The 9,787-nt window shown below is 48.2% G+C and carries 9 protein-coding genes; 7 read left to right on the top strand and 2 right to left on the bottom strand.

Going from position 1 to position 9,787, the window contains the following annotated elements:
• Nucleotides 1-388 precede the first annotated feature (388 nt).
• Entirely contained in the window at nucleotides 389-1,765 is a 1,377-nt protein-coding gene (locus tag ACLR2L_RS16025; protein WP_413369504.1) for a family 16 glycosylhydrolase, read from the bottom strand.
• Nucleotides 1,766-2,366: 601 nt separating this feature from the next.
• On the opposite strand from ACLR2L_RS16025, the gene rsgA reads away from it, so the two are divergent.
• The 7 genes from rsgA (at nucleotide 2,367) to ACLR2L_RS15990 (ending at nucleotide 9,471) form a co-directional block, all read left to right on the top strand.
• Nucleotides 2,367-3,407, top strand: a complete 1,041-nt coding sequence (gene rsgA / locus ACLR2L_RS16020; RefSeq protein WP_413369502.1) for a ribosome small subunit-dependent GTPase A — start codon at nucleotides 2,367-2,369, stop codon at nucleotides 3,405-3,407.
• 210 nt (nucleotides 3,408-3,617) lie between these two features.
• A complete protein-coding gene (locus tag ACLR2L_RS16015) occupies nucleotides 3,618-5,000 on the top strand; it encodes an amidohydrolase family protein (protein WP_413369500.1) in 1,383 nt (460 codons plus the stop codon).
• 467 nt (nucleotides 5,001-5,467) lie between these two features.
• On the top strand, nucleotides 5,468-5,920 hold the full coding sequence (locus tag ACLR2L_RS16010; protein ID WP_413369498.1) for a helix-turn-helix domain-containing protein: 453 nt from the start codon (nucleotides 5,468-5,470) through the stop codon (nucleotides 5,918-5,920).
• A complete protein-coding gene (locus ACLR2L_RS16005) occupies nucleotides 5,921-6,490 on the top strand; it encodes a PIN domain-containing protein (RefSeq protein WP_413369496.1) in 570 nt (189 codons plus the stop codon).
• Between the two features lie 173 nt (nucleotides 6,491-6,663).
• Complete coding sequence (locus ACLR2L_RS16000) at nucleotides 6,664-7,677, top strand: TRAP transporter substrate-binding protein (RefSeq protein WP_413369494.1); 1,014 nt, start codon at nucleotides 6,664-6,666, stop codon at nucleotides 7,675-7,677.
• A gap of 3 nt (nucleotides 7,678-7,680) precedes the next feature.
• Entirely contained in the window at nucleotides 7,681-8,181 is a 501-nt protein-coding gene (locus ACLR2L_RS15995) for a TRAP transporter small permease (protein WP_413369492.1), read from the top strand.
• 3 nt (nucleotides 8,182-8,184) lie between these two features.
• Complete coding sequence (locus ACLR2L_RS15990; RefSeq protein ID WP_413369490.1) at nucleotides 8,185-9,471, top strand: TRAP transporter large permease; 1,287 nt, start codon at nucleotides 8,185-8,187, stop codon at nucleotides 9,469-9,471.
• Nucleotides 9,472-9,565: 94 nt separating this feature from the next.
• Here ACLR2L_RS15990 and ACLR2L_RS15985 read toward each other — a convergent pair.
• Nucleotides 9,566-9,787, bottom strand: a 222-nt coding sequence (locus tag ACLR2L_RS15985; RefSeq protein WP_413369488.1) for a PaaI family thioesterase, incomplete at its 5' end; no start/stop codon positions are given.

The following is a 9,787-nucleotide window of genomic DNA, read 5'->3' as shown; positions in this document are numbered from 1 at the left end:
GATCTTGGCGATCATCCTCTACAGCAGACTCATATCCACCATCGAAATCCCCATAGCCAAACCACAGGGGTAACATCCCGCGGTTTCGTCCACCGAAGATTATCTGATATCTGCCCGAGAGTAGGACATCAAGGTGGAACTGAATGGAGGGCAGATAACTGATAATCTAAACAATTGCGGTCATTGAAGGTTGTATTTTTGAATGCCTACTAAGTGCAAGAGCGGCCGTTCAGCCGACCGGACTTCAATGATTGTTCTGCACATATAGCCTGACTATCATAATTTATTAAATAGGCTCCAAATAAGAAGTATTCAACGGTTTAATGGCTAGCACTTCAATAAAACACATTTCCTAACGGTTTTTGGTAGGCTTAATTCGCCTCTAAGCCTATTCAGCTAACTGATAAATTCGCACATAATCAACTTCCATTTGAACAGGAAATATTCCGTTGTCTATAGGACCACCAGCTCTACCCCAGTTTCCACCGATAGCTAAATTTAAAATAAGGTGATATGGATGGTCGTAAGGCCAAGCTTTCCAACCAGTTCCTTCATTGATATAGGTGAAATAGAGCTTGTTATCTAGAAATATATGGATATGGTCTGGCGTCCACTCAACTGAATAAAGATGAAAATTTTTATCCAAATCCTCTTGGATGATACTGCCTTTTCGCTGTTCCCAATTTATCCAATAATAAGCCTTGTTATGAACCGTTCCCCAAACCGTACCCATATCGTGGCCAACATGCTCCATGATATCTATCTCTCCAGAGTTTGGCCATGCATCACAGGTTCTACTTCCCTGCCAATCTTCATTAGGCTTGCACGTAGTTGAATATTTGTAAGGATCGCTTGGTAGCATCCATATAGCAGACCAAGTGCCTTGGCCCGGGGGGAGCTTGGCTAGGATTTCGGCTTTGCCGTAAAGAAAGTCTCCTTTCCCCTTGGAGTGAATACGGCCGGAGGTATATTCAGCGCCATCTAAGCTTTCTTTGTGAGCTTCAATAATTAGCTTCCCATCAGACAGTCTTATGTTTTTTTCTCTGGCAGTATACGCTTGGTCCTCGCTGTTTACTTTGAACGCTGGCCAAACGTCTATTGTCCATTTACTTTCGTCGAGAGTATTACCTTCAAACTCATCATGCCAAATCAAGTTCCATTTTCTGTTGTCTTCATTACTTTTGCGCACAACAAGCGCGTTCAAAATAGGTTTTCCCGCTGACGCCTCAAACCTGATTTTTAGTCTTCCTTCAGTCACCTTTACGTTTGAAACAGCGGTGACCAAACCTGACTTATGCTTGCCATCCCGCGCAAGCCGAACACTCAAATCGTTTATTACTGTTTGGTCTTGCGCAATCACATTGAACAATCGTCCATCCATTTCAATATCGAAGGGCTCCGCGAAATGAAAGACTAAAATGTACTCTCCATTCTCGATAGGATAGTCTACAGAGAAGTCACCCTCGCGATAAGACTGATACAAAACACTATCCTGAGAACCTAGAATTTTATCTATTTCACCTTGTCTTCCACCATTTACATACTGTTCAGCTTGATAATGAATACCGTCAAGTCCAACGTATTCCCCGCCGCCTACATTAACCGCCCAAACAATATCTGAATTATGAAAGCTATTAGATTGTTTGAATTCCTTACCTTCAGGTTCAATTAGAGATTCGCCGCTTAACCCAGTTTGGTAATGGCCAAAAGCTTCTATTGCATAGACAAGATAAAAAAAGGCAACTACCCAACCTATTAATTTCATATTAAATTTCCCAAAAAATTGTATCTTTTAGCACTATTGAGGCATTTCAATAACTTAGCATTAATAAAGTAACCTAGACAACAGTAACGATTGAGTTATCGCTTCTGTTTAGATTATCTGATATCTGCCCTAGAGTATGGTTTCAACCCGACTTTGAATAGGGGGCAGATAACTAATGGTCTTACCAAAAAAGCTGGCGAATGTGTCTCTCATATTTTGACTATCCGCTTTCTGCTCTTTGCACTAAACCGATCTTTTTTCACTCAACGTCTGCTAGTTGTCTTTAACGGACGAATCCAATACTGTCATTTACTTTTACTGTTCTCAGACAATAGTCATAGTTGGTAGCACCAAACGTGTCATTTAGTTTAGTTCTGCTATCGCTGTGATGATGAATCACTAATAGAAAAAACCAAACCACTACTCCTCCGCAAAAACTCAGGCTATACTCCCCCTGTCAACAACGGTTAGGAGAGTATTGATGATTGTCGTCACCCTGACCGGGCTATGGGTTAACTAAAACCACCCTGTATCGCCCGGTGCTAATGCCGGGGCCTTTTGCCCCCTTAATGAAAACATTAACGTTAGTTAAGGGTTAGTTATGACTAATTTTCACATTCTCGCCGCTATGGGCTGGCGTCCTTTTTTTCAGCAACAACTCACTCTTGAAGAGTGGGATTGCGTTATTCCTGTAAGAGTTACCGAACAACACAAATCTCGGCTTACTGTGGTGTCTGATTCGCACACCTTTAGTTTGCCTATTGTGCCCAGCATGCCCGCACTGGTTGTGGGCGATTGGCTATTGCTTAACGAGCAGCATCAGTTCCTGCGTTTGCTGGAGCGCTGCAGTTGCTTTAAACGCAAGTCTGCCGGTACCGGCCACGACTGGCAGTTAATCGCAACCAATGTCGATACCGCGTTTATTGTGTGTTCAATGAATGAAGACTTTAATCCCAGCCGTATTGAGCGCTACCTGGCACTGGCCGAGGCTGCTGAAGTTGAACCTGTGGTGGTGTTAACCAAAGCCGATTTAACCGAACAGCCTGAGCAGTGGATTGATAATGTGCGCAGTATCAATAAGCAATTACAGGTAGTTGCCCTGAATGCACTGGATTCATCCTGCGTCGATGCATTTAGTGACTGGCTGAAACCCGGTAGCACGGTGGTGATGCTGGGTTCGTCGGGTGTAGGTAAATCCACCCTCGCCAACTCGTTACTGAGAGAGGCGCGTCAGCTTACTCAGGGTATTCGGGAAGATGATGCCAAAGGGCGTCATACCACTACGGGTCGTTCGCTTTTGCCATTGCCCAATGGCGGGTCGATTCTGGATACGCCGGGCATGCGGGAACTGCAGTTAGCCGATTGCCATGATGGCATTGTGTCGGCCTTTGCCGATATTCAGCAACTGGCCGGAGGGTGTCGGTTTGCCGACTGTCAGCATCACAGCGAACCGGGTTGTGCAGTGCAGGCTGCGTTGGCACAAGGCGAGCTAGATCCTCGGCGACTGGCTAACTACCAAAAACTACTGAAGGAAGACGAACTGAACTCAGCCACGCTGGCAGAAAAGCGTGCTAAAGATAAAGCCTTCACCCGCTTTGTGAACTATTCACAAAAGGAGTCACGCAAGTTTAAAGGCCGGTAACCGCTACCGGCTTCTTTTCTGCAAACAGGCATCAGTTGTACGTTAGTGTTCGCTGACGCTTTTTCTGTTCCCTGCAATCTTTATTGTTCTGCGCCATGTTGTGTCAAATGTTCAACACAACCGGCATCGTTCTGCTGTCAAAAGAAAACATTGATTTGTTTAATCGGTGAGCATAACGTAAATCGGGATAACCCAAAATAAGGAACAATAATGCGGTTACTAACGACACTCACTTTGTTAACCGGCTTACTGGCCAGCATGCCGTTACAGGCTGAAAATATCGCCCTGGTAGGCGGGCGGCTCATCGACGGCACTGCCGAGCAACCTCTGCACAATAGCGTGATCCTGGTTAAAGACGGCATCATTGAGCAGGTAGGTACGGTAGATTCGCTGTCTGTGCCTGCGGGCTATCGGGTTGTGTCTACAGAGGGCCACGACGTACTGCCCGGTTTGTGGGAAAGCCATGCTCACATTATGCTAACCGGCCACGCTAACTATACCCACTGGCAAAAGGCCTATCGCGACCGCCAGGTCGACGAGATCATGCCTGCCTCACTCGTACAGTTACTGCTTGCTGGCATTACCAGCGTGCGTGATTTAGGCGCGCCGCTTGAAGACTCCGTTGCTATAAAGCAAAAGCTCGCGAAGGGCGAAATTCCCGGACCAACCTTGTATACCTCCGGCCCATTCCTGCAAGCCAAGGTGGACGACTGGCAAAAGCACTACCGCTGGGAAGTAACATCAGAGCGAGAAGCCAAAGCCGCAGTTAGACGCCTGCACGATGCGGGGATGGAAATAGTAAAACTGATTGACCACGACGATATGCCCCGCCCTGTTGCCCAGGCCATTGTAGACGAGGCTCACCGCCTGAAAATGAAAGTGGTTGCCCATGCCCACAAGCCCGATGAAATTCGCGTTGGGGTGGAAATTGGCATCGACAACTTTGAGCATACCGGGCTAACCACTGCGCCGGGCTATCCTCAGGATGTATTGGATACGCTGGTAGAGCGCACTGCCACGGGCATTTTTGACGGGTTACTGTTCTGGACACCCACCATGGAAGGGCTGTTTACCTACCCTGATCTGGTGAAGAACCCGGAAGCCCTCGACGATGCCTGCTGGAAGCGCGGATTAAAAGACGACACCATTGCCGACATTAAGCAATCTATTGCCAAGCCGGGTCACCTTAATTACATGCAGCTTACGCCGCTTCGCACTCCCACCATTCGCAATAAGATTAATCAGTTAAAAGAAACCGGCGTCATGATGTTAGTAGGCACCGATTCCGGCATTCCTATGAAGTTTCATTGCCAGTCGACCTGGCAGGAAATGGCAGTATGGGTACATGACATGGGATTTGATGCCATGGATACCATTCGCGCTGCCACCTACTGGCCTGCGGTTATGATGGGCGTACAGGACCGCTACGGCTCAGTTACACCGGGTAAAGTGGCCGATGTTATCGCCGTTCGCGGCGACGTGCTGAAATACATGAACCTGGTGCGAAACGTAGACATGGTAATGAAAGACGGCGTGATCTTTAAACACAACGGCATTGTGGATGAAGCGCTGCTGCTGAATTTTGGGAAATAGCAGCGGTAAAAAATCCGGCAAGGTTTACAACAAGGATACCGGCAAGACTCCAGGAAACAAGTCTTAGCTTTGCCTTACTTTTGTTGATCAAACTGGCCGCATCGATAACGATGCCGGCCAGTGTAAAAACACAGACGATTGAGACGGTGTACCGCCCCTGCACAATACCGCGATAACAGTCAGGATAACCTTACCGATCACAATAAAATCTTTAGCCAGCGCTAGGGGGGCGGCCAGAGAATAGTTGCATTAACTGCCAGCTTCTGAAAATCACGCCTCCGTACGAAATTCACTCACTTAGTACAGCTTTATTGATAACTATTTTCAGGCACCCGTTACTACTCATTCAGTGCCTTTCACTTTTTTCGAATATTTCGAAAAATTGACATATTTCGAATATTTCGGATAATGCGTGTTGTAATGAACGAACATGACATTCGAAATACGATTATATCCGAGGTGCGAAAATGACACGTTTGCAAACACTACCAGATGAGCAAGAGGTTGCTTTGGCAAAGTTGTCGAGCCAAACTCTCACTGCGGTACTCAATAGCAAAGGCGGTGTGCAGGAGATAAATGTGGTGAGTAAAAATGGCGAAGTTCATCACGTTAAACTCCCGACCAGCGCACTGACACTGATGGTTGAGGTACTGACCCAATTAGGTCAGGGTAACAGTGTGAGTATTACCCCCATTCATGCCGAATTAACCACACAGGAAGCTGCAGATTTGCTGAACATGTCACGCCCAACGTTTATCAAACTGTTGAACTCCGGTGAACTCCCGTATTCAAGAACAGGTAACAGGCGTAAAGTCGCATTTAGCGATGTAATGACTTACAAACAAAATCTTGATGCCAAGCGCCTGGCTGCGTTGGATGAATTATCTGCACTCGATCAGGAGTTAGGGTTAGGGTATTGAATGGCACATTACACTGTAATCCTTGATGCATGTGTAATGTACCCTGCTCCCTTGAGGAGCTTGTTGTTATATCTGGCTCAGACCGGGCTATTTAGAGCCAGATTCACCAACAAGATTCACGATGAGTGGATAAACAATCTACTTAAGAATCGACCAGATCTATCTTCCGAAAAATTATCCAGAACACGTACATTAATTAATGCACATATGCCAGACTGCTTAATTGAAGGATTTGAACCCTTTGTTGAATCTCTCAATCTCCCCGATCCTAAAGACCGACACGTATTAGCGGCAGCAGTGAAAGGACAAGCAGAAGGGATCATTACATTCAACCTAAAGGATTTTCCTAACGATGTGTTATCGCCGCTGGGAGTTGTTGCCATTCACCCCGACGTGTTTTTATGCGACATGCTGGAACTCGATACCGCCGCAGTCTTATTAGCAGCTCAAAATCACAGGCGCTCATTAAGAAACCCACCAATGGATGCGCACAGCTACCTGAATGTCCTCCAAAAGCAAATTCTACGTAACTTTACATCCCGATTAAAAAAGCTCACGCTTTTGCTGTAATGCACCTATAGCTATGTGCTGCCTAGGTGGGGATGTGCAAGCTATTAACCAAAATAGTCTCACCCACCAACTCCTCAAACCATTGTAAATCACTTGTTACTTTTCGTTGACTTTTGCTACGGCAAAAGAATAACATGAAACATTAATTTCACAATGCGAAACTTAGTGTCGAAATGAAAAGATTTACTCACTGTGTTATTGGACTCTGTATAAGCTTATTGCTTATCCCTACATTTGCCCAAGCAGAGTCGCCCCGCGTGTTGCGCTTGGCGTCCTGGGGGCCACCTAAACATTATCTGTCGCAATCACGCAATGCATGGATTGAAGCGGTGAACGAGCGGGCGGCGGGTCGCATTCAGATCATTGAATATCCGGGTGGGCAGCTATACGGCCCCAAAGATATGCACCGTGCAGTAGCGCGTGGGCTCATTGATATGGGTGTCATATTGCAGCCTCGGTTGATGGCTACGGTGCCCTTGTTGCAAGGCGTGTATCTGCCATTCGCCTTCGACACTATGGAACAGGCCGCCAATGCCTACGCCGGCGAGTCGCTGGCGATTATTCAGCAAGCCATGCAGGAGAAAAACCTGCAGCTTGTTTACCCGGCGTTTAGTGGCGGTGTGCAGGTATTCAGCGCCCAGAGCAGTATCGATGGCATTGCCGACATTAAGAATCTGCGCGTACTGGCCACCAGCCCTATGGTGACCGACTTACTGCATAAATTAGAAGCCGCGCCCGATACGTCAATTCCTCAAAGTGAACAATACATGGCGCTCAAACGCGGTGTAGCCGATGCCATGTTGAATGCCATTGTTACCGGGTACTTTCAGCGTAATCACGAAGTTGCGCCGTTTGTTACCCTTACTGATATGAGCTTCCCTACTGTGCTGATGACCGTAAACCTGGACGTGTGGAATTCACTGCCGGAAGACATTCAACAAATCATGCTGGAAGAAGGCGAGAAGCAAAAAGCCTATTCCCTTGGCGCATCGGCGGCCATGGAAGCACATTTTAAGCAGGTGATCAGCGAGAACGGCGGCAAGGTATCGGCCCTTCCCGCTGGCACACGCTCACTCATACAACAAACCAGCCAGCAGGTATGGCAGGAGTGGGCTCAGCGCAATGGCCCTCAGGCACAGCGTCTGCTGGAACTTAATTTGCCCCAACCAGCCCCGTCTCAGGAGTAACCCATGCAGCTTCATCGTTATTCATTTCAATACACAATTGATGCCTTGTGCAAAGCCGGCGCATGGTTGGCCGCATTCTGTTTGTTATTGCTTGCCCTGGTGGTGAGCTACGAGGTTGTGGTGCGCTACACCACCGGTGTGTCCAGCAGTTGGATTCAGGAGTTCTCGGTTTACTTAATGATGGCCGTTGGCTTTTTGGCCGCAGCGTATGCACTTCAAATGAACAGTCACTTCGCTATTACCTTTTTTGTCGATAAGTTGTCGCCGGCCAAGCGCCGCCGACTTACCATTACTACCAATGCGGTGGGCTTGTGTTATTCACTGATGTTTGTGGTGAAAGGCACTGACATGGCCATGGCGATGTACGCGCTGGGCGATACCAGTACCGGCTTAATGCAAACGCCATTATGGCTGCCAGCCAGTCTGGTGCCCATTAGCGGCGTATTGCTGAGCCTGCAGTTTTTAAGTCACACCATCGACAACATTGCCCAGGGGAGCCACTAACTCATGGATACGCTAATGATTTTACTGGGTATCGTGGTATTTATGCTGGTGCTGCTAAGCGGTTTGCCCGTCGCATTCGGGCTGGGCTTTTTAGCCATTCTATTACTGAGTGCCTATGTGGGCCCGGACACGGCCACCGACATTGCGGTAGATAAAGCTTACTCGGCTATCGACTCTGACATTCTGGTTGCGATCCCGTTGTTTATTCTGGCCGCTCAGCTGATTTCTGCCACAGGTATGGGCAAGCGTCTGTTCAGTGCCGCTGAGGTGTTTTTATGGCGATTACGCGGCGGTTTGGGTGTCGCGACCATTGGCAGTAGCGGTGTGTTTTCCGCCATGACCGGGTCAAGCTTTGTGTCGTCGTCGACCATGGGATTGATTGCTATTCCGGAACTGCGCAAAGCCGGTTACGGAGAGTCCAAAATTGCCGCGGCGATCACCGCTGGAGGTACACTGGGCAGCATGATCCCGCCCAGTATCGTGATGATTGTGTATGGTTACCTTACCGACGAATCGATCAGCAAACTGTTCATGGCCGGTGTGATCCCCGGCTTGCTGCTGATTGTGCTGTATTCGCTGTTTATGGTGTTCACCGGCCATGCTGAACACACCTCCCCGGCTCAGAAGCCGTCACAAAAGAAGCGCCACGCCGTAAAAGAAGCCTTCTGGGGGATCATGGCCCCGGTGATCATTCTGGGCGGCATTTATCTGGGTATTTTCACTGCATCAGAAGCAGCAGCGGTTGCCGTGGTGTACTGCATGGTGATTGGTTTTGTGGTGTATCGCACGCTTACCCTGAAATCCCTGTGGGAACAGCTCATGGCCGCTGCGGTTACGTCAGCCATGGTCACCATGATTATTATTGGTGGAGCAATTCTGGGCCACAGCGTGATTTTTGGGCGCATGCCGCAGGAAGTGTTAAGCGCAATCATCAGCATGGATATTTCGCCCATGGCGCTGCTGATCATTATTAACCTGGTGTTGTTTGTGCTGGGCATGTTTTTGGAAGTGCTGGCGCTGATGTATTTGGTTATTCCGTTGCTGGTGCCGGTGATTGCGCATATGGGCTGGGATAACATCTGGATTGCGGTAATGCTGCTGATTAACGTGAATCTGGCGCTCATCACACCGCCCATGGGTGGGGTGCTCTATGTGGTATCGCACATTGGTAATATGCCGCTTAGCACGGTAATGAAAGGCGCGCTGATGCCTATAGCAGCGCTTATCATTGTGTTAATCCTCACCCTGATATTTCCGTCACTGGCACTGTGGTTGCCGAGCATGACGTAGCTACATCGATGATTCTTAACACATAAAAAGCCGGGGGATGTTTTTACATCCCCCGGCTTTTATTTTTCCAGTTACTTTGAAACCTGTAACCCGGTTATCTATTTGCCGGTATCGGGTCCTGACTGCGGTAGCGAAACGTCCCTTCGCCAAAAGCGAGTAGATTCCCTTGTGCATCTTTCACTTCACCTGACGCGCTGTAAATGCGTCGGCCCTGTGCCCTTACTTTGCCACAAGCAGTGATCACCCCTTCGCTGCACTGGCCGGTAAAGGTTGTGGTGAGCGACAAGGTTACCGAGCGGCGAATCACCTGCTCGTC

Source organism: Alteromonas sp. AMM-1, from assembly GCF_047290655.1.
In the GTDB taxonomy this organism is placed as follows: domain Bacteria; phylum Pseudomonadota; class Gammaproteobacteria; order Enterobacterales; family Alteromonadaceae; genus Alteromonas; species Alteromonas mangrovi.
Note: the sequence above shows the minus strand (reverse complement) of the source record. Positions and strands in the feature narration are given on the sequence as shown.